Raw genomic sequence first — 26,087 nt, 5'->3', positions numbered from 1 at the left:
AGCGCTGGTGGTTCAGGCGCTCTTGGTCGTGCGCGCAACCGGAAACGGCCACCGGGAATCACTCGGTAATGGATTTCGGTGGCCGTGTAAGGCGTGATGAAACATCTGGGTTAAGCAGGCAACCCGCCAGTTTTGGGGGAGACTGACGGGCTTCACCATTTCGAGGTCGCGTTTGGGGGCTGCGAACTCGATGCCTGACTGGTGATTCTTTGATTGGCATAAGCCAATGGCAACTGTAATACCAGAAGAGCAAAATTAGAAGTGGAACGAAGAAATTAAATACTTTTCCCAGTTTGAAAAATTGCTAGGCGTTAAAGGTTTAATGACGTATTCTAGGCTTAGGTTTCACGCTGGGCAATCGTTTTTGGGGAATCGAAAGTTCTTGAAGAAACAGAATGGGGATTCTGTTTCTTGGCGCAAAACTCGCACCCGGCCCCTGCTGATGCATCATCAGCGGGGGCTGGACTAATTTAAACAGCAAATCTTGTGGCCAATATAGGCTTCCGTGTGGCATTTAGTTGATGTCGAATGACGGTGAATTGAACTGCGCCGGTTGTTCTTCATCTGGCACTGCATTGGGTGTGGCCAAGCGGTGTTGAGTATTTCTCGAGGTTCGCTACGAAAACAGCATGGAGAAGTATTCCGACTGTTTGGCCCACGGGACTTATTCTTGACCTGGAAACGAAAAAACCCCTAGTTGACTAGGGGTTTTTTGGCGGACACGGGGGGATTTGAACCCCCGGTCGAGTTTTAGCCCGACCCTTCATTAGCAGTGAAGTCCATTCGGCCGCTCTGGCACGTGTCCATCCGCTGTTTCCAGCAGAATCTAGCCTACCTGAAGATGGGTGCGTGTTCCAAAACGAGAGAGCTAACGCACCTGTCGCCACAGGAATTCGTAGCTGGTCGCCAGCATTTTCGCGGTGGACTCGTTGTCCGTTGAGCCGGCATGGCCGCCGTCCTGCGGCTCGTGGTACCTGACGTTGCCAATGCCCAGATCCATCATCTTCGCTGCCATGATGCGTGCCTGCGATGGACCTACACGGTCATCGGACGTCGTGGTCCAAATCAATGAGGCCGGATAGTCATCGACTCGATGAGGCTGATCGGTGAGCCGATGGACGGGGGAGAAGGTCCGCAGGAAGTCCCAGTCCCCGGGAACCTCCGGATCGCCATACTCGGCAATCCAGGAGTGGCCGGCCGCCAACTGGGTATAGCGCTGCATGTCCAAAAGCGGAACGCCGCAGGAGATTGCGCCGAACAAGTGCGGGTAGCCGGCGATCATATTGCCCATGAGCAATCCGCCGTTGGATCGGCCTGTGGCAGCCAAATGCGCTCGGGAGGTTACTCCGCGGGCCACAAGGTCTTGGGCGATGGCGGCGAAATCCTCATAGGCGCGATGGCGCTTTTCACGAAGCGCCGCACGATGCCAAGCTGGGCCGTACTCGCCACCACCACGGATGTTCGTCATGACGTATACCGGCTTGCGGCCGTCATCGGTGCGGCGCGATAGCCACCCGGTGCCCATCGCCGGTGCGTAGCCGGGCGTCATGCTGTGCTGGAAACCGCCGTAGCCATCCATCAGTACCGGGTTCTTCCCGTCGTGCACCAGATCAGCTGCCGCGACCTGGAAATAGGGAACCCTGGTTCCGTCCGCGGATGACGCGAAGTGCTGGGTGACTTCAAAACCTTCGGCATCGAAACGATCCGGTGATTTCTTCACAACTTCTGCCTGGGCGCCGACAGTGCCGCGCAACAGGGTCGTCGGGGTGATGAAGCCGGTGATGGTCATCCAATAGTCATCGCCGTGCGCCGGATCTTCATCGTCAACAGCTCCCGCCGAGACGCTGAGCATTGGATCCTCCAACGGCATGTTGGACTGGCTGAACTGGTCTGCCAGATCGATGATGCGCACCTGCGAAGCCACGTCGTGCAAGACGGTGAGCAACAGGTAATTGGCGGTGAAGCTCAGCGATTCCAGAGCCGTGTGCGCATCCGGGGTGAATAGGACCTTCTCGATGCTGCCGGACTCAAGGAATGCGTCCAACCGGGCGATGGCCAATGAACCGGCAGCGATCTGCTGGCCTTGGTGTTCCCATGGGGTTTGCGGGGCAAAAAGGACCCACTGCCGGTGGAGGCTCACCTGCACATCGGTCGGTACATCGATCCGATGGTGTTCCCCATCGATGAAGACCCCGGCAGTGGAATTGTAGAAGTCGATGGCGTCGGTGGTGACGATTCGTTCGAATCCGGGAGTCGAGTCGTAGTAGCCGAATGCTGCGACATGTTCCTTGTCGACTTCGAAGAGAATTGGGGCTTCTTCAATCTCCATGCCGCGGCTGAGCCGCCGCAAGGTGTTCGCGTAGGTCGAACGGGTGGTGTATTGCTCGCTGCTTGCGGAACCGACCAGCAAGGTATCGCGGTTAATCCACGAGGCCTGGGTCTTCGCAACAGGAAGGTCGAATCCGTCGGGAACAAAGCTCTTGGACGTCAGATCGAATTCGCGAATGCGTACTTGGTCGCCGCCATCAGGGCTCAAGCGAAGCAGCGCACGCTCATACGCATCACCGGAGGCGGGCCGCAGCAGTGCTGAACCAGCGAAATGCCATTCGTGGCCCTCTTGCCGCGCATGCAGGTCAAGATCCAGCAGGACTTCCCACTGCGGGTTGTCGCTGAGGTAGGAATCCCAGGTGGTGCGGCGCCACAGCCCAAGGCGATGGGCTGAATCGCGCCAGAAGTTGTAGTAGTGCTCGCCTCGCTTGGTCACCATCGGAATGCGGTCCTGGGCATCGAGAACCGACTTGATGCGCTGCACATTTGCGTGGAACGTGTCGTCGTAGAGTTCGGACTCGGTGCGCTGGGTCTGGTTCCGCACCCATTCGAGTGCCGTTTCGTCGTGGATCCCTTCAAGCCAGGAATATGGATCGGTGCTTGCAACCTCAGAAACATGCTCAGTCATGGCCATAGTCTATGCGTCTGGCCCATGACGTGGTCCAAAGGTAATAACCTAGAGAAGTGAACAGCGAGAAAGCAGCACCAAAGAACGAGTTCAGCCTGGTCCTGGTTGGGGCAGGCCCGCGCGGCACCAGCGTGGTTGAACGACTCGCCAATTTGGCGTTGAACCTCCCGGAACAAGGCACCGTCCTGAAAGTGACGGTCTTCGATCCGTTCCCTCCGGGTTCGGGCCACGTGTGGAGCCCTAAGCAGTCCCAGAATTTCCTGATGAACACCCCGTCGTCATTTCCGACGGTTGCCCCCGAACGTGAAGGCGATGAACCGGGGCTGAGCTTTCGCCAGTTCGTGGAGCTTCGCGGCGACGGACGAAAACTCACCGACGAGCACGCTAAGCTGATCGAGCGGATTGAACCCGGCACCTATCCCTCACGCGCAATCTACGGCGAGTATCTCGAGCATGTCTATGACCGCAGCGCCTCCATTCTCGCCGCCCACGAGAATTTCAGCATCCAGCATGTTGCCGCAGAAGTGATCGCTGTCCGCCCCGTAGGCAACGCCTACCAGGTCGATTTCAGCAGTGCCCTGGACAGTGCTGAAACCCGTCAGCTCGACGCCGACGCTGTGGTGCTGGCCCTGGGCCACCAGCCGGCTGAGCTGAACCCGTGGCAGAAGCAGCTCGAAGAAGCAGCAGCGCAGGCAGGGACGACCTACATGCCGCCGAACGTCCCTGCAGACCTCGACTATTCCCGCTTCAAGGAAGGCCAGCCGGCATTGATCCGCGGGTTGGGGTTGAATTTCTTCGACGGCATGGCCGAGCTGACAGCGGGCCGTGGCGGAATCTTCCGCGAGTCCAGCACCGAGCCGGGGCACCGCCTTGAATACATTGCCTCAGGTCGGGAGCCGGCACTGATCGTGGCTTCGCGGCGAGGAACCCCGTACTGGGGCAAACCAGTGGTGGACCAGTTCATTCCAGATGAAATCGAGCTTCGCTACTTCGACGCGCCGGAATTGATTGGACGCCTCGCTGAAGCCCGGGCGAGCAATCCTGCCGCGTCCTTGGTGTTCTCACGCCATATTTGGCCACAACTGCATCGCGACATCCTTTTCGCCTACTACAGCAGCTGTGCCCGCGTGCATGGCGCCCCTGATGGCTTTGGCGAGCGCGAGTTCGTTGAGCGGCTCGAAGCGATTCTATCTGCCGAGCATCATGAAGGAAGCCAGGTGTGGCTTGGCGAACTGCGCAAATTCATCGAGCAGTTCCCGCAGCTGCAGTGGCTCGACGTTCCAAAGCTGGCCAAGCCATTCGAGGAAGTCGGGTTCAGCTCCGATGAGCAGTACCAGCAGAGCGTACGCGACTACCTCGTCGACAATGCCCGGCACAGCACCGGCGGACTTGACGATCCGTTGTCCTGCGCGATCATGACGATGAATGCCGGGCGCATGCTGATCAAGGAATTGATCGCTTCGGGCGTGATCGACGAGCAGTCGCGCATCGAGGAAATCCAGGCGCACTTCGAGCCATTGGTCGAAGGGTTGTCATCCGGTCCACCGCTGGAACGCATTGAGCAGCTGCTGGCGCTGTCGCGTGCGGGAATCGTCACCTTCGTCGGCCCGGATCCGGAGTTCGGCTTCGATGAGGTGTCGGAGCGGTTCACGGCGTCCTCGCCGTGGGTCGACGCTGAAGTGCATACTGCGAGAACCATGTGCGAGGCGATGATGCCGAGCAACCGCGTCTTGCAGAATAGCTCGCCGCTGATCAAGCAGCTGCTGGGTGATCATGTGGCGCGCGTGCACAGGTGGAAGAACGCGGAAGGCGAAAGCCTGCCCGGATCAGGTTTCGACGTGGTCGGCGAGCCATACCGTCTGGTCAACAGCGAAGGGCTGGCGCACCGTGGGCTGTTTGTGCTGGGATTGCAATTGTCATCTGCGCAGTGGGGGACGGCAATTGCCGCCCAAGCTGGAGACCTGCGCAGGCCTGCGGCCCGGACCTTGCACGACGCGGCCAACGTGGTGAATGAAGTGGCGCGTCTTGCGGGGCTGAGCGGCAACGGAAAGTTGAGCGCAGAACAGGATTAAGCAGTTTGGCGGGCTGATCCGAAGATCAGCCCGCCAAACCGTAGAACGCGGATGGTATGGGATTTGAACCCATGAGACGGGGTTGCCGCCTACTGGTTTTCAAGACCAGCTCCTTCGGCCGCTCGGACAACCATCCAACCCGAAAAAGTATACGGCATGAACCCCGCTCGAAAGGAATTGAAGGCCATGAACGACGTTATGAACGCCTATATCTACAACGGTGCCGGTGGGCCAGAAGTCCTCGAGCTGGTGCAACGGCCAATTCCGGTCGCTGCGGCGGGAGAAGTGCTGGTCAAAGTCGAGGCGTTCGGCCTGAACCGCGCGGATGTGCAGCAGCGCAAGGGCGTGTATCCGCCACCTCCCGGGGCCAGCGACATCCCTGGGCTGGAAGTGGCCGGCACCATCGCGGATGTTGGCGAAGGCGTCAGCGGATGGAAACCGGGAACGCGTGTTGCAGCCCTGCTCGCTGGCGGCGGGTATGCGCAGTACGTCAATGTTCCGGCCGAGCTGCTCATCGAAATCCCCGGGACGGTCTCGACCATCGACGCCGCCGGGTTGCCGGAAGTCGCTGCCACCGTGGTTTCCAACCTCTTCATCGAAGGCGGACTGGGCCAGGGGCAGACGCTATTGATCCATGGCGGTGCCGGCGGCATCGGTTCCATGGCCATACAGCTCGCGAAGGCCGCCGGGGCCCGCGTCATCGTCACCGCTTCGTCGGCAGAAAAATTGGACTACTGCCGTGCGCTCGGCGCCGATGAAGGGATCAACTACCGCGAAGAGGATTTTTCTGCCCGCATCAAGGAATTGACCGATGGCAGCGGCGTTGACCTGATCCTGGATGTTGTCGGTGCCAAGTATCTGGGGGAGAACGTCAAGGCGCTCGCCGTCGGCGGGCGCATGGTAGTCATCGGTTTGCTAGGCGGTGCCAAGGCGGAACTGAATTTGGGCCTGCTGATGAACAAGCGGGCGCGGATCATCGGCACGACTTTGCGTTCCCGCCCGCTGGGCGAAAAGGCGGAAATCGTTCGCCAGACCACCACCAAGGTGTTGCCGCTGCTGGAACAGGGAAAACTGGCCCTGAACGTCACCAAGACGATGGACTTCGCGGAGCTGGCCGCCGCCCATGAATACTTTGATTCTGGCGAACACACCGGGAAAGTTGTCATAAAGGTTTAATGCAACGGGCGAACCGGTTGTAAGGTGACTGCGTAGTCATTAAGTACGTGACTTGTTTAATAACCACTGGTCACTCACATCACTTGCACCGTTTCTAGGAGGTTGCTCAAATTGAGTACCCAAAATACCTTGCCACCAGCGGGTGTCGATCCTGAGGTTGCCGAACGCGAAGAAAAGCGCTGGACTCCGGCCAAGATCGGCATCTGGGTTGCCATTGCACTGGTCGGCGGCATCGCATGGTCGATCCTCGCCTTCTCGCGCGGGGAAACCATCAATGCCATCTGGTTCGTGTTTGCCGCTGTCGCGACCTACCTGATCGCCTACCGCTTCTATTCGAAGTTCATCGAGCGCAAGATCGCCAAGCCGGATGATTTCCGCGCTACCCCGGCAGAATCGGTCAATAACGGCCGCGACTTCGTACCCACCGACCGCCGGGTCCTCTTCGGCCACCACTTCGCGGCCATCGCCGGCGCCGGTCCGCTGGTTGGCCCGATCCTCGCAGCCCAGATGGGCTACCTGCCCGGAACCATCTGGATCATCGTGGGCGTGGTGCTGGCCGGTGCGGTCCAAGACTACCTGGTCATGTTCTTCTCCATGCGCCGCGGTGGACGCTCGCTGGGCCAGATGGCTCGCGAGGAACTGGGCTTGATCGGCGGCACCGCCGCTTTGATCGCCACCCTGACCATCATGATCATCATTACCGCCATCTTGGCGCTGGTGGTCGTCAATGCGCTGGGCGAGTCCGCTTGGGGCGTCTACTCGGTGGGCCTGACTATTCCCATCGCCTTGTTCATGGGCATCTACCTGCGGTTCATCCGCCCGGGCAAGGTCCTGGAAATCTCCGTCATCGGCTTCGTGCTGCTGATGTTCGCGATCATCTCCGGCCGCTGGATTGCCGAATCCGCGTGGGGTGCCGAGTTCTTCCACCTCGAGCGCACCACCATCGCCTGGGCGATCATCATCTACGGCATCATCGCCGCGGTGCTTCCGGTCTGGCTGCTGCTCGCTCCGCGCGACTACCTGTCGACCTTCATGAAGATCGGCGTCATCGCCCTGCTGGCCGTGGCGATCATCGTCGTTCGCCCGGAAATCGATGTTCCTGCCTTCTCCGAGTTCGCCGGACGGGCTGATGGCCCGGTCGTTGCCGGGCATATCTTCCCGTTCTTGTTCGTGACCATCGCCTGCGGCGCGCTCTCCGGCTTCCACGCGCTGATCTCCTCGGGCACCACCCCGAAGCTGGTCGAGAAGGAAAAGCAGACCCGTTTCCTGGGCTACGGCGGCATGCTGATGGAATCCATGGTGGCCATCATGGCGCTGGTTGCAGCGATCTCCATCGACCGCGGCATCTACTTCGCGATGAACTCCTCGGCTGCAGCCACCGGCGGCACGGTTGAAACCGCCGCGGTATTCGTGAACTCGCTGGGATTGGCCGGCGTCAGCCTGGATCCGAACCAGCTGACCGAACTGGCTAATAACGTCGGCGAGAACTCGGTGGTCTCGCGTACCGGTGGCGCGCCGACCCTGGCTGTGGGCATTGCGCACATCATGCACCAGTGGTTCGGCGGCACCGCGATGATGGGCTTCTGGTACCACTTCGCGATCATGTTCGAAGCGCTGTTCATCCTGACCGCGGTTGACGCCGGTACCCGTGTTGCACGCTTCATGTTGCAGGACACCATCGGCAACTTCATCCCGAAGTTCAAGGACACCTCGTGGCGTCCGGGCGTGTGGCTGTGCACGTTGATCATGGTCGCCGGCTGGGGCTACATCCTGATCCTCGGCGTAACCGATCCGCTGGGCGGCATCAACACCTTCTTCCCGCTGTTCGGCATCGCCAACCAGCTGCTGGCAGCGATCGCGCTCGCAGTGGTGATGACCATCATCGCCAAGCAGAACAACTTCAAGTACCTGTGGGTTGTCGCCCTGCCGCTGGCCTTCACCGTGGTGATCACCTTCGTGGCCAGCTGGCAGAAGATCTTCTCCACAGACACCAAGGTCGGCTACTTCGCGAACCACAACGCCTACAAGGAAGCATTGGCCAATGGCGAGACTTCCCTCGGCTCGGCGGGCAGCGTGGAAGCAATGGAGGCAGTGGTGCGCAACACCGGTGTCCAGGGCTGGCTGTCCGTGGTTTTCCTGCTGCTGACCGCAATCGTGCTGGTATCGGCTGTCGTCGCAACCATCAAGGCCAAGCACAACGGCGGCGGCACCAGCACCGAGGGTCCGGCCGTGCCATCGAAGATGTACGCACCTGCCGGCTTGATCTCGTCGCCTGCTGAAAAGGAGCTTGAAAAGGCCTGGAAGCAGGTCCCTGCCGAAGCCCAAGTCCAGCGCGGCGGCCACTAGCCATGGCGACGCTTTTGGAACGCCTGGGGCAAGCCAAGAAGTTTGTCGACGGAGTGCTCGGTGCCGACAAGTACCAGCACTATCTGGAACACCACGAACGCAATCATCCCGGCACCAAGCCGATGACCGAGCGTGAGTTCTGGAAGGACTACACCGACTGGCAGGAAAAGAACCCCGAGGGACGTTGCTGCTGAACCCGACTGGAACCGGCCGTGGGGGCCATCCGCGACAGCGGATGGGACTTGCGGCCGGTTTCGTTTTATGTCGACTGCGTTGCCGGGAACACTGCGGTGATCCCGGTAGGCTAGAACCAGTAATCCATCGGAAACCACCGGCAGAGAAGTGTAATGGCGTTCTTTTCACGACTGCGCGCTGAGCGTGCTGCTACTCGCGAACTTGGCGAGGGCGTCTGGCGTCGCGCACATGACCGTTTCCAGCGGTCATTGGACCGGGTCTTCCAGGTGGTTGAAGGCATCACCGATGACCAGGTGTACAACCAGCTGGTCAAGGAAGCCAACGAGACGGCAGTGCTGCTGCCGACCGTGCGCCAGCTATGCTGCGCGGCGCAGCGGATTACCCCGAGCAACGACGACACGATCCCGCAGCTGACCTCGGCGGTGCACCGTTCGCTGACCAAGGCGGCCAACGATTTGGCGACGACCGCACAGGTGATCGCGATGATGCGGATGCAGGCGGAAGCCGGCCAGCCGATCGACATCGAGGCGGTGCGCCATCGGGCCAAGCTGGTGGAAGAAGACGTCAGCCGGGCCGCGCAAATGCTCGCTTCCAGCGAATAATTGGGCTTTCCCGATCGCTGGCGTGGTTTTCCGCCGTGCAGGACGCATGGGTGAACTAAATTGGTTGCATGACCCAAACAATTCCTGAACTTAAGTTCCTTGACGGAAACACCATCGACCAGCTTGGCTACGGCGTCTGGAAGGTCGCCGACGCCGACGCGGAAGTGGTCGTTGGCAAGGCAATCGACGCTGGCTACCGCCACATCGACACCGCGCGCATCTACGGAAACGAAGCTGGAGTCGGCCGTGCAGTTGCCGCCAGCAGCGTGCCGCGCGAAGAACTGTTCATCACCACCAAGGTCTGGAACTCGGACCAGGGTTATGAGAAGACCATGGCCGCAGCGGATGCTTCGCTTCAGCGCCTTGGCGTGGAGTACGTCGATCTGTACCTGATCCACTGGCTGCAGCCGAAGCGCGGCACCTACGTGGACACCTGGAAGGCGCTGATCCAGTTGCAGAAGGACGGCAAGGCCAAGTCCATTGGCGTTTGCAACTTCACCAAGGAAGCACTTGAAGAGCTCTACACCGAAACCGGAGTCCGCCCGGTCATCAACCAGGTTGAAACCCACCCGTACTTCCCCCAGACCGAGCTGCGCGCCTACGAAGCCGAGCACGGCATCCTGCATGAGTCGTGGTCTCCGCTGGGCCATGGCGGTGAACTGCTGAGCGACCCAGTGCTGGCGGACATCGCCAAGAAGCATGGCGCATCGGCGGCGCAGGTAGTCATCGCCTGGCATCTGGCCGTAGGCAATGTGGTCATCCCGAAGTCGACCACCGAATCGCGCATCGTCGAGAACTTCGAATCATTGAATGTGAAGCTGGACGAAGAAGATCTGGCAGCCATCGCTACCCTGGATCGCGGCGCGGAAGGCCGCATCTCGGCTGACCCGGCTACCGCCGACTTCGAGTAGAACACCGACCCCGACAACGGGCCCTTGGTTTCATCTGGAACCGGGGCCTGTTCGCATATCCCAAGTTGCCGTTGGGGCATATATGGGATTTGCATGAAGTCAGTGGGGTGCAAAGACTGGGCCCAGTTGAAAAGATCTGCTGAAGATAGCGAAAACCCCGGAATCACGAGTTGCTCGCGATTCCGGGGTTTTCTTCACATGGAGCCCCCTGCCGGATTTGAACCGGCGACCTGCTCTTTACGAGGGAGCTGCTCTACCCCTGAGCTAAGGAGGCCTGTGCCTGCAAACAAGCACCACGTCACTTTATCCGAGGAATTGTCTGAACGTCAAAACGGCGATGACATCATCAGGCCCAATCAGCAGCGGGTGCCGGCTTCGGGGACTTTGCCTGCGATCAGGTACTCATCTACCGCCTTGGTAATGCACTCGTTGGAACGCCCATAGGCGGTGTGGCCATGGCCTTCATAGGTCAGCAGGGTGGCGTTGTCCAGCTGCTTGGCAAGGGCCTCGGACCACTTATAGGGGGTGGCTGGATCACCGACGGTGCCAATGACGAGGATCTCATTCGAGCCTTCCGCGTCGAGCACCTCCGGCTTGCCAGTGGATTCGAAGTCCAGGGCCTCGCAGGCGATGCCGCTGTAGGCCAGATACTTGCCCAAGGTCGGGGCCGCACGCATCAGCTCGGTCGCTTCGGCCTGCATGGCTTCTTGGCTGCTGTCCGTTGGACGATCCAGGCAATCAATGGCTACGTAGGCGTCGCTCGAATTCGATGCATAGGTGCCGTCGCTCTGGCGGTCTGCCGAGAGATCCGCCAGGCTGAGGATGATGTCTGCATTCCCGTCGTTGACCGCGGCGTTCATGGCGTCGGTCAAATAGGACCAGCTGGCATCATCGTAGAGCGGCAAAATGAAGCCGTTGACGAAATCGATGATCGGAACGACGCGCCCATCGCTGGCGGTCATCGGCTCGTTCTCCACCTGTGCAAAGAACTGCTGCAGCTGCACCTTGGCCTCTTCAACGGTTCCGGTGAACGGGCAATTGCCGCTTTCAAGGCAGCTGGCGAGCCAAGCGTCGATTTCCTTCTCGAACCCCACAGCCTGGGCCAAGGTCACTTCGGCAGCTGGCAACGAAGGGTCCATGGCTCCATCCAGCACGAAACGCCCCACATTCTGCGGGAACAGATCAGCATAGGTGGTGCCTAGGAATGTTCCGTAGGAGACACCGAGGTAGTCCAGCTGCGCATCACCGAGCACAGCACGGATCACGTCCATGTCCCTGGCTGCCGATTCGGTATCGACATGATCCAGCAGCTCGCCGGTATTGGACGCGCAGTCAGCCGCGTAGTCCTCGGCGCTCTCGATGATCTCGTGCTGGTCCTCGGGAACCCACGCCCGCAGGTTTTCCTGGCGCCCCTTATCGGTTTCGGCAGCGCTTTGGCACGTGATCGGGGAGCTTTCGCCCACCCCTCGCGGGTCGAAGCCGATGACGTTGTAGGCCCGCTGCAGGTCATTGCTGAACATGCTCGGCACGGTGGAGGACACCATGTCCAGTCCAGATCCGCCGGGGCCACCGGGGTTGACCAGGATATTGCGCGTCGCCCCGTCCACGGCGCGGCGGTTCAGGGCCAGCTCGATGCTCTCCCCTTCGGGATTGTCGTAATCCATCGGAACCTGGATGGTGGCGCATTCGATGACGCTGCCGCACTTTTCCCAGTCGAGTCTTTGGGTATAGAAGGATTCCAATCCTTCAGGCGCACTGGTGTTCGGCGCGGGCTTCGGGGCATTCGATGCGCTGGATGGCGAATCCGCTGTGGGGGAAGAGCAGCCTGCCAGGCCCAAAGCCATGGCAGTCCCTACTGCGGCCAAGCGCTTCATCGGTGAGCGTGCAGGCACTGTTCGTGTCTCCTTGGGATGGGTTAGCGGCGTCCGGGCTGTGGCAGCAGACGGGTCATGAGCGCTTCCAGCGCCATGAGCTGGTTGACGTTGGCGGCCAGGCGGCCACGGGTTTCATTGATGGCATCAAGCTGGGCCAAGGACTTCTCGCTGGACTGTTCCGCAGCGAACCGCTCCAGCTTCTCGCGCAGGTGCTCATTGATCAGCTCGCTACCGGTTTTCAGCTGGATGCTCAAGACATCCCGGAAGAACGTGGTCAGATCCGTCAGCGTCCGGTCCAGGGCATCGAAGGCAGCACGCCGGGCAAATCGCTTGGCATCATCCTCCAGCGCCTTGAACTGCCCGCGCAATCCAGGCGGGATGGTCTCTTCCGGGCCCAAGCCGTTGGCATGGCGCAGCTGGGCAATCTTGTTCTGCAGGTCGGTGCCGGTGATGTTTTCGGCACGCTCGCTGGCCAGCTTGGAGATTTCTGCGGCCGCCGCCATCGCCTGCGGCAAGGTCGTGGTGCGCAGCGGCAGCGTAACGACTTTCTCGCGCTGGATGCGTGCCTGCTCGTCACGGGCCAGCAAGCGGGCCACGCCAATATGGGACTGCGAAACCCGGGCGGCGAACAGCGCCTGTTCCGGTTCCAGCCCATCGCGGCGCACCAGCAGATCTGCAACGTCCTGGGTGGAAGGCACGGAGAGGTTTACCGCGCGGCAACGCGACCGGATGGTCACCAGCACATCGGCAGGGGACGGGGCACTGAGGATCCAGATCATCTTGGCAGGAGGCTCTTCGATGGCCTTGAGCAGCACGTTGGTGCTGCGCTCGGACATGCGGTCTGCATCTTCGATGATGATGATGCGCCAGCGGCCGGTGCCAGCGCTTTCCTGCGCACGGGTAATCAGGTGGCGGACATCGGCGATCTGGTACTCGAACTTGTCGGTGGAAACGAAGGACACATCAGGGTGCTCCGAATTCATCACCATTTTGCAATTGGAGCACTCGCCGCAGCCGGCCGGAGTCTGGGTGCACTGCAATGCCGCCGCGAAAGCGCGTGCCGCGGTGGTGCGGCCAGAACCCGGCGGACCGGTTACCAGCCAGGCATGGGTGGGGTTGCCGCGATCAACCTCGGCGGTCAACGTGTCAATGACGCGTTCCTGCCCGGCGAGGTCCGCGAAGACCGGCCGGGTCACAGCAGGCCTGCCAGATGCTGCACAACCGACTGGTGCAGCTGCTCCACGCTGGCGGTGGCGTCGAGGACCAGGTAGCGCTGCGGATCACGGGAGGCCAAATCGAGGAAGGCATGGCGGATGCGTTCATGGAAATCATCCGGCTCGGATTCCAGGCGATCAGACTGCTCCACCCCGCCGCTGGCCGCAATGCGCCGGGCCCGTCCCTGCTCGGCGGAGATGTCGAGAATGATGGTGGCATCCGGCTTCAACCCGCCGGTTGCGAAGTCGTTGATCGATGCGACGGCATCGAATCCCAGCGCACGGCCCATGCCCTGGTAGGCCAGCGAGGAATCGACGAACCGGTCGCAGATGATGTGGGTTCCGGCCTCCAGCGCGGGGGAGATGACCTGCTGGACATGGGCGGCACGCGCAGCCGAGTAGATCAGCGCCTCGGTACGCGCATCGATGTCGCCGTGGCCGTGGTCAAGCACCAGGGAACGCAGCTCTTCGCTGATCTGGGTTCCACCTGGTTCGCGGGTCGTGGTGACCTTGGCTCCACGGGATTCCAGCCACTGCTTGGCCAGCGCGACCTGCGTGGACTTGCCGGCGCCGTCGCCGCCTTCGAAAACGATGAACAAGCCACGGGTCGGGGAACTCGATTCTCTACTCACCCCACTAGCCTATCCAAGGACTTTTAAAGATGCGTGCTGCGACGGCTGGTTGGGCATTGGAAATGCGCCAAGTGTGGTGGATCAGTCACATGAAATGTAGTGAAATCCACCGGCCGGCGGTGCCGGAACAAGCGTAGAGTTTTTTCCATGAACCCCCGCACCGCAGAACAAGGCTCCAACCCGGCCTGGGACCCGAAGACATTGCTCGTTGCCGGTGGGCGTCCGGCTCATGGCTACGACGTTCCAGTCAACCACCCGGTCACCTTCACCTCCACATACCATTCCAAGGGGCAGGCGGCGCCCGGCGAACGCGTCTATGCGCGGTTCTCTAACCCCACCTGGGATCCCTTCGAGGAAATGCTTGGCCAGCTCGAAGCGGCAACCCTGCCGGCCCTGGTCTTCTCCTCCGGCATGGCGGCTATTGCCGCGGCATTGAGCCTCGTTCCAGAGGCCGGCGTGCTGGTAATGCCGAAGCATTCCTATAACGGTTCGCTGGCGCTGAGCGCGGAACTGCAAGAAGCTGGCCGGCTGAGCATCCGCCCGGTGGACATCGCCAACACCGGCGAAGTGCTTGCCGCGTTGGATGGGGCTGACGCGCTCTGGGTGGAATCGCCGACCAACCCGATGCTGGAAGTTGCAGACCTGCCGGCCCTGCTGGCTGCCGCGAAGACGCAGAATGTGCTGAGCATCGTGGATAACACTTTTGCCACCCCGCTGCTGCAGCAGCCGCTGGTCCACGGCGCCGACCTTGTCGTGCACTCGGTGACCAAGTACCTCTCGGGCCACTCGGATGTGATCATGGGCGCGCTGGTCACCAGCGACGAGCAGCTCCACAGCCGCCTGCACGGATACCGGACCTTGCATGGCGCGATCGCCGGGCCGATGGATACCTTCCTCGCCCTGCGCGGGGTGCGCACCATGGCAGTGCGCCTTGAGCGCTCGCAGTCCAACAGCCAGCTGCTGGCCGAACGCCTTGCCGCCCACCCCAAGGTGCAGGCAGTACGCTACCCGGGACTGCCTGATGACCCGGGCCACGCCCGTGCCGCAGAACTCATGGGCGGGTTCGGCTCGGTGATCGCCTTCGAAGCGGGCAGCTCTGCCGAAGAAGCCGACCGGGTGCTGGATGCCTTCAAGCTCATCACCGGCGCCACCTCGCTGGGAGGTGTGGAGTCTCTGGCCGAGCGGCGGGCGCGCCACGCTTCCGAACCGGCCAGCGTCCCTGCCAGCCTGATCCGCCTGTCGGTAGGCATCGAAGAAGCCGAAGACCTCTGGGCAGATCTGAAGCAGGCCCTGGACCGGCTCTGATGCCGCAGGAGCCGATGTCCGCGCGTGGCACACCACCCATCAAATGCGTCGCAAAGGTAGAGTGAAAGCATGAACATGATGCACTTGGCCCGACTGATCGAGTACTACATGATGATCGCCCTGAGCGTTGTCATCGTGGCGCTCGCCGTCTGGGCGCTGGTTGATTGCCTGCGCCATGGCGCGGATCGCTTCGCCCAGGAAGGCAAGCGCACCAAGGGCTTCTGGCTCGGCCTGACCGTTGCCAGCACGGCTGTGGCCCTGCTTGGCATGCTCAGCCAGGGCGGAATCGGCTTCCTGCAGCTGATCGGCGCCTGCATCGCCTGCGTGTACCTGGCGGACGTCAAGCCTGCCGTGAGCGGCAAGGGCGGCGGCTGGTACAACTACTAGGCGGCGCCAAAGCACCCAAGTTTTCACGAAGACCTGCACCCGCTTGATGGCGGAGCGCAGGTCTTCGCACTTTAACCGCGGGCCTTAACTTTCGCGCGAATGGGCTTGCGCATTGGTTAGGATAGATTCCATGAGCCATACTTTGATTTTGCTTCGCCACGGACAGAGCGAATGGAACGAAAAGAACCTGTTCACCGGTTGGTACGACGTCTCGCTGACCGAGAAGGGCCGTGCTGAAGCAGCCCGCGGCGGCCAGCTGCTGGCCGAAGCAGGCTACAAGCCGGAGGTGCTGCACACCTCGCTGCTGACCCGCGCGATTGTCACCGCGAACCTGGCTCTGGAATCCGCCGGTCGCTCCTGGATCCCGGTGAACCGCGACTGGCGCCTGAACGAACGCCACTACGGTGCGCTGCAGGGCAAGGACAAGGCACAGACCTTGGCCGAGTTCGGCGAAGAGCAGTTCATGGAATGGCGCCGCAGCTACGATACTCCGCCACCAGCACTCGACGATTCCTCGGAATTCAGCCAGATCAATGACGAGCGCTACGCGGAACTGGGCGACTCCGCCCCACGCACCGAGTGCCTCAAGGACGTGCTGGAGCGCATGCTTCCGTACTGGGAGAACAACATCAAGGCCGACCTGTCGGCAGGCAAGACCGTCATGGTCACTGCCCACGGCAACTCCCTGCGTGCGCTGGTCAAGCATCTGGATGGCATCAGCGATGAAGACATTGCCGGCCTGAACATCCCGACCGGCATCCCGCTGGTCTATGAACTGGATGACAACTTCCAGCCAATCACCAAGGGTGGAACCTACCTGGATCCAGAGGCCGCGGCCGACGCCATCAAGGCCGTCGCCAACCAAGGTCGCAAGTAGGACACGCTTTTCGGCGGCTTCGCGATCACCGGCCCAAGGCCGGTCATCGCGAAGCCGCCGTCTGCTTATTAACGCCGGGACAATGCCAGGCATCCGGCTGTGAGCGAAACAACTGCGCACGATTGTATTTTTGGCATTAGTATGCTGTAATCTCCTATTTCGAATAGGCTCAATGGCTCACGTTAGGAATGCAATTCGTGGCAACTGATTACGATGAAGTCCGCCCAGACGTTGCTGAGGCACGCAAGGCTTCTCTGGATGCGGTGAAGTCCGCTAACGCACCGGATGCCAAGTCGGTGGTGCGCGAGCTCGACGAGGCCGATCACACCGATGGCATGGATCTGCCAGGCGCGGATCTCTCCAACGAGGAATTGACCGTTACGGTCATTCCGCAGAAAGACGACGAGTTCATTTGCGGCTCGTGCTTCTTGATTCGCCACCGTTCGCAGCTGGTGCGCGAAGAAGGCAACGTAGGCTTCTGCGTCGAGTGCGAAGGCTAGAAACCCGCTAGACGCTGGCGCCATTCGTGCGCCGAAAACCGGCAGAGGGCAGCCCACCGAGCGGTGGGCCGCCCTCTACCCATTTAACGAGCTGGAATCCTTGGCAGGGCCAGCATCCTCATCGGGGCCCAACTAGGACGCACAGCGTGCTCTCCGAAGCGCCCAGCCGGATGCCCCGGTCTGCGTTCAAAGAAAATTGAAGAACAAAAATGGCGCCTGCCATCCGGTGGTACCGGATGGCAGGCGCCATGGCTATGGAATCGCGCCGATGCTCCGAGAAGCTAGATTTCGGTTGGATCCCATTCGCCGGTCACCAGGTAGGTGACCTTGCGGGCCACGGACACGCCGTGATCGCCGAAGCGCTCGAGGTAGCGGCTGGTCAGCGACACATCCACGGTGGTTGGAGCGTTGGCGTCCCAGTCCTCGGCAGCGACCTGGGTGAAGACGCTGGAGTGCAAACGATCCAGTTCGTGGTTCAGTTCGATGATTTCGGTGGCGATCTTCAAATCGCGGGTGTCCAGCAGGCGCGCGACGGCCTTGGCGATGTCGATATCGATCTTTGCCATCTGGGCAAAGGTGTCGGAAATCTTGGCCGGGATCGCCGGGTTGGGGAAACGCAGACGAGTCAGCTGCGCCAGATGGCGGGCCAAATCGCCCATGCGCTCCAGCGAAGCGCTCATGCGCAGCGAACCGACAATCATGCGCAGGTCGCTGGCTACCGGCCCCTGCAGGGCCAAGGTGTCTATGGCCCGTTCGTCGAGCTGGTTCTGCAGGAAGTCGATCTTCGCGTCAGCCGCAATGACTTCCTGTGCCAGATCGACGTCCACGTTGGCTAGCGATTCCCAAGCGCGGTCCATTGCGGTTGCTACCTGGTTGGCCATCTCAATGAGTTCTTCGCCAATTTGCTGCAGGTCTGCCTGAAATACCTTACGCACAGCAGTTCCTTTCGAGTGTTCGGTATCCATGCCGGATGGTGGACTGCCGTGGCAGCCACCCGCCACGAGACAGTTTTGTGGCATGGTGGAGGGTCTTACTCCAGCTTGTCAGCGGGTGATTAACGAATATGCCACGAAAAGTGAACGTTTGGTGAACAGCGCGCCGAAATCGACTAAAACACGTCATTTAGGGCTGGAGCCGCCTACAGGTGAAGCTAGTCTAAAGATGTGAACGAAGTGATCTCGACTCTTATAGCTGGCGTCCTCGGCCTGGCTCTGGGGATCGTTGGCGTCATCGCCTTCCGGCTCTCCCAAGCCCGCTCTTCGAAGCTGCCGCAAGTCGACGAGCCAGTGCTCCCCGAGGGGGCGGCCGCCGTCCTGTCGGTTATCGGGCGAGCCTTCGTGATCCTCGATGACGTTGACGGAGTGGTCCGGGCCAACCCTGCCTCCTATGCCTACGGACTGGTGCGCGGGCACACGCTGGTCCACAACGAGCTGCTCTCGCTGGTGCGCCAGGTGCGCGCCGATGGCGTGATCGCCGAAAGCCAGTACGAGCTGCAGCGCTCCACGCTTGGCGCCGGGCAGCTGATTGTCCACGTGCGCGTCGCTCCGCTGGGAGACGAATACATCCTCCTGCTCGCCGACGACCGCACCGAAATCACCCGAACCGAAGCGATGCGCAACGATTTCGTGGCCAACGTTTCCCACGAGCTGAAGACCCCGGTCGGCGCCATCGGCCTGCTGGCCGAAGCCATCACCGAAGCCGCCGACGACCCGAAGGCGGTACGCCGCTTCTCCACCCGGATGGACAAGGAATCGAGGCGCCTGGCGGCCCTGGTGCAGGACATCATCGAACTCTCCCGGCTGCAGGCATCCGATGCGATCGTGCAGGGCCAGGAAGTGAATATCGACAGCGTCGTGGCAGAAGCCGTGGACCGCAGCCACCTGATTGCCGAGGAAAAGGGCATCACCATTACTGTGGGCGGCCATCTCGAAGAGCCGATCCTGGGCGACGCGGACCTGCTGATGACCGCCATCCGCAACCTGATCGACAATGCCATCCGCTATTCGCCGGAGCACACCACGGTCGGCGTCGGGATCCGCCAGCGCGATGGCTACGCCCAGATTTCGGTGACCGACCAGGGACCGGGCATCTCGCCCGAGGAGCAGGAGCGCGTGTTCGAGCGCTTCTACCGCGTGGACTCCGCACGCTCGCGGCAGACCGGCGGCACCGGGCTGGGGCTGAGCATCGTCAAGCACGTGCTGGCCAACCACGGCGGCGAAGTGTCGCTGTGGTCGCAGCCCGGCCACGGATCAACATTTACCCTAAGACTTCCCCTAGCGGACGAAGAACCGGCGACCAGCAATGCGCTTGCCGGCCAGACGATGAAGGAACGAACGATCGAGGCGAGTGCGTCCGATCGTGAAGGAGGACGCCGATGACCCGCATATTGATCGTTGAGGACGAGGAGTCGCTCTCCGACCCGTTGTCCTTCCTGCTGGAACGCGAAGGCTTCGAAGTGCGGATCGCCGACGACGGCCTGAAGGCAGTCACCGAGTTCGAACGCCATGGCGCGGACCTGGTGCTGCTGGACCTGATGCTTCCGGGCCAGCCGGGCACCGAGGTGATCCGCCAGATCCGCCTGAACAGCCAGGTCCCGGTCATCATGCTCACGGCGAAGGACTCGGAGATCGACAAGGTGGTGGGCCTGGAACTCGGAGCCGACGACTACGTCACCAAGCCGTATTCCTCCCGCGAATTGCTGGCCCGCATCCGTGCCGTGCTGCGCCGCCAGGGCGAGGGCGAGGAGCTGATCAGCAACGTGGTCACCGCCGGTCCGGTGCGCATGGACGTGGAACGCCATGTGGTTTCGGTCGACAACACCGAGGTGTCCATGCCGCTGAAGGAATTCGAGCTGCTGGAAATGCTGCTGCGCAATGCCGGACGCGTGCTCACCCGCGGGCAGCTGATCGACCGCGTCTGGGGCAGCGACTATGTGGGCGACACCAAGACCTTGGATGTGCACGTCAAGCGCCTGCGTTCCAAGATCGAGGTCGACCCGGCAGTCCCCGAACGCCTGGTGACCGTGCGCGGACTGGGCTACAAGTTCGTGGTCTAGGGCCAAATAGCCCGGATACGGCAGCAGCCCCGGACAGAATCACTGATTCTGTCCGGGGCTGCTGTTTCGGCTTGCGGAGCTTAGTGGCCCGAAGTCGAGTGGGTCTCTTCCGGGGTCAGGTGCTCGGTGACCGACTCATCGGCACCGCCCGGGACGAAGTCGCGGTATTCGGCAAGGGTGCCATCGACTACTGGAACGCTGAATTCCACGTTCTCGCCGGCGACGGTGAAGACCGAAGGTGCGTGCTCGCCAGCAGGGATGCCCAAGTTCTTGATGATCTGCTCGTTCTTGTCATCTTCAAGCTTGATAGTGCCATCGGCAGGAACCTGGATGGAGACAGGTGCAGTGTTCTCGGCCTTGACCGACAGGGTCAGCGCGGAATCGCCGGCGTTGACTACGGAGCCGATCAGGCGGGCTTCAGTGTCGTCGCTGTTGGTGACGAACATCAGGTTGCGAACCTTGGCGTCTGCGACATCGACGTTGATGCCATCGCTGGCGGCGTAGTCCATGTTGGTGGCCTGCTCGTTGATGGCGCCACAGCTGGTGACACCGAATGCCAGGGCAGCCACAGCGAGGGACGCGGCGATGCGACGTCCAGCGGTCATGCGTGCGGTGATCACGACACTAACTCCTCGGTGAGAATAATGAGTTGCTTCGGGTTCGTGGCCGGTTGAATCGGCTGCACCTGGGGCAGGGGCAGCCGCGAAAAGGACCACGATTACCTCTAAGCCTAGCTGTTTTTCACGCAAAGACGCGATTTAGCGACGTGCAACACACGCTTTTCGACAAGTTGTAGACAACCGTTGCTAGGAAAGGGGGTGGTGTGCAATCGACTGCCCTACCTTCTTCATAGCATGTTTTTCTTGCAAGTGGAAGAGGCAATTCCGCATGAATTCGCGGTTATATGGGGCACAGTCGCGAGGCCATGAATAGCAAACATGGTAGACTAGGACGTGGGAAAGGGGTTTATCCACATGGTTTTTGAGGTTGGCGAGACTGTTGTCTACCCGCACCACGGTGCCGCAATGATCGAAGAGATCAAGATGCGCAAGATCAAGGGCGAAGAGAAAATGTATCTCAAGCTCAAGGTGGCTCAGGGCGACCTGACCATCGAGGTTCCAGCCGAGAACGTTGATCTTGTTGGCGTACGTGACGTGGTAGGTCAGGAAGGCTTGGACCATGTGTTCGACGTCCTTCGTGCTGAATTTACCGAAGAGCCGACCAACTGGTCGCGCCGCTACAAGGCAAATGTCGAGAAGCTCGCTTCCGGCGATGTCATCAAGGTTGCAGAAGTAGTTCGCGACCTGTGGCGCCGAGAAAACGACCGTGGTCTGTCGGCAGGCGAAAAGCGCATGCTGGCCAAGGCTCGTCAGGTATTGATCAGTGAATTGGCCTTGGCCAAGGATCTGGACGAGGCCAAGGCGGAAGGCCTCTTGGACGAGGTTCTGGCTTCGGCCTAACCCAGTTCCGGTAACGCATCGCCGTGAAACGCTCCCAAGCGTTTCACGGCTTTTGGCGTTAAAGCATCCGAATCAGGATGACGCGGCACGATAAGCTGGGCGCTGTGAAGCAAAGCGAAGCGCAAAATTCAAGCCTGATCCTCGTGGCCGCCGGAATGGGAACCCGCCTCGGCGCAGGAATTCCCAAGGCGATGGTTCAGGTGGCAGGGAAGTCCCTGGCAGAACATGCAGTGGACCGGATCCTCGGGGTTGAGCAGATCACCGAAATCATTGTGGTGACCCCGCCGAAGGACGAGCGACTGGCCGCGGCCATGGCCCAGTACGGGGAACGGGTCCGCACCGTGCCCGGTGGCGCAAGCCGCGCCGCATCGGTTCGCGCAGGACTAGCCGTTGCCAGTTCCGAGGCAGCGAATATCCTGGTCCATGACGCAGCCCGCGCTTTCGCCCCGGCCGAGCTGATCGAGCGGCTTCTTCGCGCACTGGCAGATGAGCAGTGCAACGCGGTGATCCCGACATTGGACGTCACCGACACCATCTGCGTGGTCCAGACCGATGCCTCCGGCGAGCACGAGATCATCAAGGAAACCCCGGCGCGTTCCACCCTGCGCGCGGTACAGACCCCGCAGGGCTTTGACGCGGCACTGCTGCGCGCGGCGCACGCCCGGCTGGATTCCTGCACCGAAGCCGAACTGGAGCTTGTCACCGATGACGCGTCGATCGTGCGGGCTTTCGGCGCCGAAGTCCAGGTGCTGCCCGGATCTCAGCAAGCACTGAAGGTCACCTACCCCGAAGACCTCGACGCCGCCGGCAAGCTCGCGGCAAGCCGCCCGGCCAGCAACCCCAGTGCAAAGGAAGAAGCCATGATCCTGCCACGAGTCGGCAACGGCATCGATGTCCACGCGGTCAGCGACGACCCGGCCCGCGAAATGTGGCTGGCAGGACTGCACTTCCCGGGGGACATCGGGCTGTCCGGCCACTCCGATGGCGACGCGGTAGCGCACGCTGCCTGCGATGCGCTATTCTCCGCAGCGGGCATTGGCGATCTGGGCACGCACTTCGGGGTGGACCGCCCGGAATTCGCCGGGGCCAGCGGTGTGAGCCTGATTGCAGAAGCGGCACGCCTGGTGCGCGAGGCAGGATTCGAGATCGGCAACGTCTCGGTGCAGTTCGTTGGCCGCCGCCCGCGCTTCGCCGCGCGCCGCGAGGAGGCCAACGCGGTGCTCAGCGAGGCGATCGGCGCCCCAGTCAGCGTCATTGCGACTACCAGCGACGGGCTGGGGTACGAGGGGGAGGGCAAGGGCGTGACCGCCTATGCCACCGCACTGGTCTATCCGGTTTCGCATTAGGCCCGTCGGCGCTGCCGCGGGGCATCGCGCATCGAGATCGTCACAAGTGAAGCACAAAGCGTGCATCCATCGGATAACCTTAAAGGCGTGAGCCTGCGATTCTATGACACCAAAACAGCATCCGTACGCGACTTCCAGCCACTGGCGGAAGGCGAAGTCAAGCTGTACTACTGCGGCGCCACCGTGCAGGGCATGCCGCACGTGGGCCATGTGCGCAGTGCCATTGTCTTCGACATCCTGGTGCGCTGGCTCGAATACCGCGGCTTCGCCGTCACCACGGTCCGCAACGTCACCGACATCGATGACAAGATCCTGGAGAAGTCGGCGAACTCCTTCGCCGCGGATTTCGAAGCCGATGCCCATTACAAGCCGCGCGAAGAATGGTTCGCACTGGCGTACCGCTTCGAGCAGGAATTCTCGATGGCCTACGAGACGCTGGGCGTGCGCCGGCCGACCTATGAGCCGCGCGCGACCGGGCACATCACCGAAATGCATGAGCTGATTGAGCAGCTCATCGATCGCGGCCACGCCTATCCGGCAGCCGACGGCTCCGGAGATGTCTACTTCGACGTGCGCTCCTACGAGCAGTACGGCGCGTTGACCCGCCAGAAGGTCGACGACATGCAGGACGCCCCGGATTCGGATCCGCGCGGCAAGAGGGACCCGCGCGACTTCGCGCTCTGGAAGGGGCACAAGGACACCGATCCGCTGACCGCTTCCTGGCCGAGCCCCTGGGGACGCGGCCGCCCAGGCTGGCACCTCGAGTGCTCGGCGATGGCCGGCAAGTACCTGGGCAGCGCATTCGACATCCACGGCGGCGGACTGGATCTGCGCTTCCCGCACCACGAGAACGAGATGGCCCAGTCCAATGCGGCAGGCCACGGCTTCGCCAACTACTGGATGCACAACGGCTTGGTCACCTACGAGGGTGAGAAGATGTCCAAGTCCATCGGCAACACCATCTCTCCGGAAGAAATGCTCGCACTGGCCGATGCCCGAGTGGTGCGCTACTTCCTGGGCCAGGCGCACTACCGTTCGATGCTCGACTACCGTCCGGACTCGCTGACCGAGGCCGGGGCAGCGGTGGATCGCGTCGACACTTTCATCTCCAATGCGCGCTACCGCCTGGGTGCGGCCGCCGAGGCCATCGCCGCCACCGCAGTGCCGGAAGCCTTCGGCACCGCGATGGATGATGACCTGAACGTTCCCATGGCGCTGGCCGCACTGCATGAAACCGTGCGGCTGGGCAATGCTTCCCTGGACCAGCGTGACGACGCTGCCGCCGCCAAGGCCCTGGGCCAGGTCCTGGCCATGACCCAGGTGCTGGGCCTGGATGATGCCGGCAGCAATGAAGGGTCTGATTCTTCCGCAGAGCACGAGGCCCTGGACCAGCTGATCCAGGCGCAGCTGGCCGAACGTGCCGAAGCGCGGACAGCCAAGGACTGGGCACGCTCCGATGCGATCCGCGATGCGCTGGCATCCGCCGGGATTACCGTGGTGGATTCGGCCGATGGCGCCCGCTGGACTCTAGACAACTAGTCGCGAATCAACGCGACGCCAACGAACTCAAAAACCAAAGGACAATTACCAATGAGCAAAAAGGGCCCAACCAAGGGTAGTGGTGGCAAGGGACGTCGATCCCTCGAGGGCAAGGGCCCGACCCCCAAAGCGGAGGACCGCCCGTACCACAAGGCGTACCGTGCCAAGCAGCTTGCCGAGCGCTCGGCTGCCAAACGCAGCACCGGCCGCCGCACCGAACGCATCAAGGTCAACGCCGAATTCGTCACCGGACGCAACTCCGTCGTCGAGGCGCTGCGCGCCGGCATCCCTGCCAAGGCGCTGCATGTTGCCATCCGCATCGACGTCGATGACCGCGTCCGCGAATCCCTGAAGCTGGCTGCCGAGCTGGGCATCCCGCTGATGGAAGCATCCAAGCCTGAGCTGGACCGCATGACCGATGACGCGATCCACCAGGGCCTGGCCCTGCAGATCCCGCCATACGAGTACAAGGACGCAGTCCAGCTGGCTACCAAGACCATCAAGGACTTCGACAAGGGCTACACCAAGACCCAGCCGCTGTTCCTGGCACTGGATGGCATCACCGACCCGCGTAACCTGGGCGCGATTGTCCGTTCGGCATCGGCCTTCGGCGCAGACGGCGTGATCATTCCAGAACGCCGCAGCGTCGGCATGACCGCCTCGGCATGGAAGACCAGCGCCGGTGCAGCGGTCCGCGTACCTGTTGCCAAGTGCAGCAACCTGACCAGCGCGCTGAAGGAAATCAAGGCTGCCGGCATCTTCGTGATCGGCCTCGACGCCGGTGGCGATATGCAGCTGCCGAACTTCGAATTGGCAACCGGCCCGCTGTGCATCGTGGTTGGTTCCGAGGGCAAGGGCCTGTCCCGGCTGGTTCGCGAAAACTGCGACGCCATCGTTTCGATTCCAATCGACTCTGCAATGGAATCGCTGAACGCTTCGATGGCTGTCGGCATCTCGCTCTACGAGGTATCGCGTTTGCGTGCCGAGAAGGCGAAGTAGCTTCCAAGCACCATAAGTGGACCATAACTTGCCAAGGCAAGTTATGGTCCACTGTCGTTAAGGTGATCCGCTTCATAACAACAAATTTCCGTTGTTTTCAGCCGTTATTCATCTTGGAGCGCGCAGAATCCGCATGATTTCGGGCGTTCTGGACGGCAGTTTCCGGAAACTGGCCGATTTTGCTTCGTGGTGGGATGCGTGTAAAGTTTTATCTCGCGCCGCTGATCCAGACGGCCTGAAAAGGCGAGTCGGAAACAGCGGGGTGAACCAGCGTGAAACGCCGAGTTGACAATGATCAACGCGGTGGTAAGCTGGAAAAGTTGCTCCGGAGCGAAGCAGTGGCCATCAAGGGTGGCTGGTGTGGTGTCGAGAGTGTTTGTTGTTTGAGAACTCAATAGTGTGCCAAGTTTGTTGATACCGAATATTTTTATTTGGTGAATACATAACATTTGCTTGAGGCATTGCACCCCCGTGCAGTGTTCTTGAGTGTTTTATTATTCGCCAGGACTTCATCGGCTTCGCCCTTCTTTTCCAAGGGGTTGCTGGTGGCTTTTTATTTTTTTATGGAGAGTTTGATCCTGGCTCAGGATGAACGCTGGCGGCGTGCTTAACACATGCAAGTCGAACGATGAAGCCCAGCT

Annotated in this window: 22 protein-coding genes, 3 tRNA genes and 1 rRNA gene; 17 read left to right on the top strand and 9 right to left on the bottom strand. The window is 61.3% G+C overall.

From position 1 onward, the window contains the following. Window positions 1-713 precede the first annotated feature (713 nt). A tRNA-Ser gene (locus EKH49_RS15965) sits at window positions 714-805 on the bottom strand. A 63-nt stretch (window positions 806-868) separates the two neighbouring features. Continuing rightward, entirely contained in the window at window positions 869-2,956 is a 2,088-nt protein-coding gene (locus tag EKH49_RS15960) for a prolyl oligopeptidase family serine peptidase (protein ID WP_128471632.1), read from the bottom strand. A 56-nt stretch (window positions 2,957-3,012) separates the two neighbouring features. Here EKH49_RS15960 and EKH49_RS15955 point away from each other — a divergent pair, with 56 nt between their 5' ends. Continuing rightward, window positions 3,013-5,028 carry an FAD/NAD(P)-binding protein gene (locus EKH49_RS15955; RefSeq protein ID WP_128471631.1) on the top strand — a complete coding sequence of 672 codons (2,016 nt, stop codon included), beginning with the start codon at window positions 3,013-3,015 and terminating at the stop codon, window positions 5,026-5,028. Window positions 5,029-5,076: 48 nt separating this feature from the next. Here the strand turns inward: EKH49_RS15955 and EKH49_RS15950 are convergent. Next, window positions 5,077-5,164: transfer RNA gene (locus EKH49_RS15950), tRNA-Ser, on the bottom strand. Window positions 5,165-5,226: 62 nt separating this feature from the next. Here EKH49_RS15950 and EKH49_RS15945 point away from each other — a divergent pair. The 5 genes from EKH49_RS15945 (at window position 5,227) to EKH49_RS15925 (ending at window position 10,258) form a co-directional block, all read left to right on the top strand. Next, a complete protein-coding gene (locus EKH49_RS15945; RefSeq protein WP_128471634.1) occupies window positions 5,227-6,204 on the top strand; it encodes an NAD(P)H-quinone oxidoreductase in 978 nt (325 codons plus the stop codon). A gap of 111 nt (window positions 6,205-6,315) precedes the next feature. After that, window positions 6,316-8,550 carry a carbon starvation CstA family protein gene (locus EKH49_RS15940; RefSeq protein ID WP_236641207.1) on the top strand — a complete coding sequence of 745 codons (2,235 nt, stop codon included), beginning with the start codon at window positions 6,316-6,318 and terminating at the stop codon, window positions 8,548-8,550. Between the two features lie 2 nt (window positions 8,551-8,552). Continuing rightward, window positions 8,553-8,744, top strand: a complete 192-nt coding sequence (locus tag EKH49_RS15935) for a YbdD/YjiX family protein (RefSeq protein ID WP_128471629.1) — start codon at window positions 8,553-8,555, stop codon at window positions 8,742-8,744. Window positions 8,745-8,897: 153 nt separating this feature from the next. Beyond that, entirely contained in the window at window positions 8,898-9,347 is a 450-nt protein-coding gene (locus EKH49_RS15930; RefSeq protein WP_128471628.1) for a hypothetical protein, read from the top strand. A 68-nt stretch (window positions 9,348-9,415) separates the two neighbouring features. Continuing rightward, window positions 9,416-10,258: an aldo/keto reductase gene (locus tag EKH49_RS15925; RefSeq protein ID WP_128471627.1), complete on the top strand. Its 843-nt coding sequence runs from the start codon at window positions 9,416-9,418 to the stop codon at window positions 10,256-10,258. Window positions 10,259-10,457: 199 nt separating this feature from the next. Here EKH49_RS15925 and EKH49_RS15920 read toward each other — a convergent pair. From EKH49_RS15920 to tmk, 4 genes are all read right to left on the bottom strand, one after another. Beyond that, window positions 10,458-10,532 (bottom strand) — tRNA-Thr (locus EKH49_RS15920). An 82-nt stretch (window positions 10,533-10,614) separates the two neighbouring features. Continuing rightward, window positions 10,615-12,150, bottom strand: a complete 1,536-nt coding sequence (locus EKH49_RS15915) for an alpha/beta hydrolase (RefSeq protein ID WP_236641206.1) — start codon at window positions 12,148-12,150, stop codon at window positions 10,615-10,617. A 23-nt stretch (window positions 12,151-12,173) separates the two neighbouring features. Further along, entirely contained in the window at window positions 12,174-13,328 is a 1,155-nt protein-coding gene (locus EKH49_RS15910) for a DNA polymerase III subunit delta' (RefSeq protein WP_128471626.1), read from the bottom strand. After that, on the bottom strand, window positions 13,325-13,978 hold the full coding sequence (gene tmk, locus EKH49_RS15905; protein ID WP_128471625.1) for a dTMP kinase: 654 nt from the start codon (window positions 13,976-13,978) through the stop codon (window positions 13,325-13,327). Before tmk ends, EKH49_RS15910 begins: the two co-directional genes overlap by 4 nt. 147 nt (window positions 13,979-14,125) lie before the next feature. On the opposite strand from tmk, the gene EKH49_RS15900 reads away from it, so the two are divergent. The 4 genes from EKH49_RS15900 (at window position 14,126) to EKH49_RS15885 (ending at window position 17,047) form a co-directional block, all read left to right on the top strand. Continuing rightward, on the top strand, window positions 14,126-15,283 hold the full coding sequence (locus EKH49_RS15900; RefSeq protein ID WP_128471624.1) for a trans-sulfuration enzyme family protein: 1,158 nt from the start codon (window positions 14,126-14,128) through the stop codon (window positions 15,281-15,283). Between the two features lie 69 nt (window positions 15,284-15,352). After that, window positions 15,353-15,670: a DUF2516 family protein gene (locus tag EKH49_RS15895; protein ID WP_128471623.1), complete on the top strand. Its 318-nt coding sequence runs from the start codon at window positions 15,353-15,355 to the stop codon at window positions 15,668-15,670. A gap of 130 nt (window positions 15,671-15,800) precedes the next feature. Beyond that, a complete protein-coding gene (locus EKH49_RS15890) occupies window positions 15,801-16,547 on the top strand; it encodes a phosphoglyceromutase (RefSeq protein ID WP_128471622.1) in 747 nt (248 codons plus the stop codon). A gap of 197 nt (window positions 16,548-16,744) precedes the next feature. Then, the gene (locus EKH49_RS15885; RefSeq protein WP_022877094.1) at window positions 16,745-17,047 is read left to right on the top strand and encodes a DUF4193 domain-containing protein; all 303 of its coding nucleotides are present in this window, start codon (window positions 16,745-16,747) and stop codon (window positions 17,045-17,047) included. A gap of 281 nt (window positions 17,048-17,328) precedes the next feature. Here EKH49_RS15885 and phoU read toward each other — a convergent pair whose 3' ends face one another. Continuing rightward, entirely contained in the window at window positions 17,329-17,982 is a 654-nt protein-coding gene (phoU, locus tag EKH49_RS15880; protein WP_038993819.1) for a phosphate signaling complex protein PhoU, read from the bottom strand. Between the two features lie 228 nt (window positions 17,983-18,210). On the opposite strand from phoU, the gene EKH49_RS15875 reads away from it, so the two are divergent. Continuing rightward, a complete protein-coding gene (locus tag EKH49_RS15875; protein ID WP_038993820.1) occupies window positions 18,211-19,425 on the top strand; it encodes a sensor histidine kinase in 1,215 nt (404 codons plus the stop codon). Beyond that, window positions 19,422-20,102 (top strand): response regulator transcription factor, encoded by a 681-nt coding sequence (locus EKH49_RS15870; protein WP_038993821.1) that lies wholly within the window; start codon window positions 19,422-19,424, stop codon window positions 20,100-20,102. The genes EKH49_RS15875 and EKH49_RS15870 overlap by 4 nt, the downstream gene beginning before the upstream one ends. Window positions 20,103-20,182: 80 nt before the next feature. On the opposite strand, the gene EKH49_RS15865 is transcribed toward EKH49_RS15870, so the two are convergent. After that, window positions 20,183-20,722, bottom strand: a complete 540-nt coding sequence (locus EKH49_RS15865) for a hypothetical protein (protein ID WP_128471621.1) — start codon at window positions 20,720-20,722, stop codon at window positions 20,183-20,185. 354 nt (window positions 20,723-21,076) lie between these two features. On the opposite strand from EKH49_RS15865, the gene EKH49_RS15860 reads away from it, so the two are divergent. From EKH49_RS15860 to EKH49_RS15840, 5 genes are all read left to right on the top strand, one after another. Beyond that, window positions 21,077-21,562, top strand: a complete 486-nt coding sequence (locus tag EKH49_RS15860; protein WP_038993823.1) for a CarD family transcriptional regulator — start codon at window positions 21,077-21,079, stop codon at window positions 21,560-21,562. A gap of 77 nt (window positions 21,563-21,639) precedes the next feature. After that, complete coding sequence (ispD, locus tag EKH49_RS15855; RefSeq protein WP_128471620.1) at window positions 21,640-22,908, top strand: 2-C-methyl-D-erythritol 4-phosphate cytidylyltransferase; 1,269 nt, start codon at window positions 21,640-21,642, stop codon at window positions 22,906-22,908. An 87-nt stretch (window positions 22,909-22,995) separates the two neighbouring features. After that, window positions 22,996-24,447: a cysteine--tRNA ligase gene (gene cysS, locus EKH49_RS15850; RefSeq protein ID WP_128471619.1), complete on the top strand. Its 1,452-nt coding sequence runs from the start codon at window positions 22,996-22,998 to the stop codon at window positions 24,445-24,447. A gap of 51 nt (window positions 24,448-24,498) precedes the next feature. Beyond that, complete coding sequence (rlmB, locus tag EKH49_RS15845; protein ID WP_128471618.1) at window positions 24,499-25,446, top strand: 23S rRNA (guanosine(2251)-2'-O)-methyltransferase RlmB; 948 nt, start codon at window positions 24,499-24,501, stop codon at window positions 25,444-25,446. A gap of 560 nt (window positions 25,447-26,006) precedes the next feature. Then, window positions 26,007-26,087, top strand: a 16S ribosomal RNA gene (locus EKH49_RS15840); the annotation flags it as partial.

Source organism: Glutamicibacter sp. HZAU (assembly GCF_004100365.1).
GTDB lineage: Bacteria > Actinomycetota > Actinomycetes > Actinomycetales > Micrococcaceae > Glutamicibacter > Glutamicibacter nicotianae.
This window is presented reverse-complemented; position numbering and strand designations above follow the sequence as displayed.

What these genes read in the sequence shown, in the direction of transcription:
- EKH49_RS15960 (WP_128471632.1), bottom strand. Translation starts at nt 2,956, where the DNA reads ATGACTGAGCATGTTTCTGAGGTTGCAAGCACCGATCCATATTCCTGG.
- EKH49_RS15945 (WP_128471634.1), top strand. Translation starts at nt 5,227, where the DNA reads ATGAACGCCTATATCTACAACGGTGCCGGTGGGCCAGAAGTCCTCGAG.
- EKH49_RS15935 (WP_128471629.1), top strand. Translation starts at nt 8,553, where the DNA reads ATGGCGACGCTTTTGGAACGCCTGGGGCAAGCCAAGAAGTTTGTCGAC.
- EKH49_RS15930 (WP_128471628.1), top strand. Translation starts at nt 8,898, where the DNA reads ATGGCGTTCTTTTCACGACTGCGCGCTGAGCGTGCTGCTACTCGCGAA.
- EKH49_RS15925 (WP_128471627.1), top strand. Translation starts at nt 9,416, where the DNA reads ATGACCCAAACAATTCCTGAACTTAAGTTCCTTGACGGAAACACCATC.
- EKH49_RS15900 (WP_128471624.1), top strand. Translation starts at nt 14,126, where the DNA reads ATGAACCCCCGCACCGCAGAACAAGGCTCCAACCCGGCCTGGGACCCG.
- EKH49_RS15895 (WP_128471623.1), top strand. Translation starts at nt 15,353, where the DNA reads ATGAACATGATGCACTTGGCCCGACTGATCGAGTACTACATGATGATC.
- EKH49_RS15890 (WP_128471622.1), top strand. Translation starts at nt 15,801, where the DNA reads ATGAGCCATACTTTGATTTTGCTTCGCCACGGACAGAGCGAATGGAAC.
- EKH49_RS15870 (WP_038993821.1), top strand. Translation starts at nt 19,422, where the DNA reads ATGACCCGCATATTGATCGTTGAGGACGAGGAGTCGCTCTCCGACCCG.
- EKH49_RS15860 (WP_038993823.1), top strand. Translation starts at nt 21,077, where the DNA reads ATGGTTTTTGAGGTTGGCGAGACTGTTGTCTACCCGCACCACGGTGCC.
- ispD (WP_128471620.1), top strand. Translation starts at nt 21,640, where the DNA reads ATGACGCGGCACGATAAGCTGGGCGCTGTGAAGCAAAGCGAAGCGCAA.
- rlmB (WP_128471618.1), top strand. Translation starts at nt 24,499, where the DNA reads ATGAGCAAAAAGGGCCCAACCAAGGGTAGTGGTGGCAAGGGACGTCGA.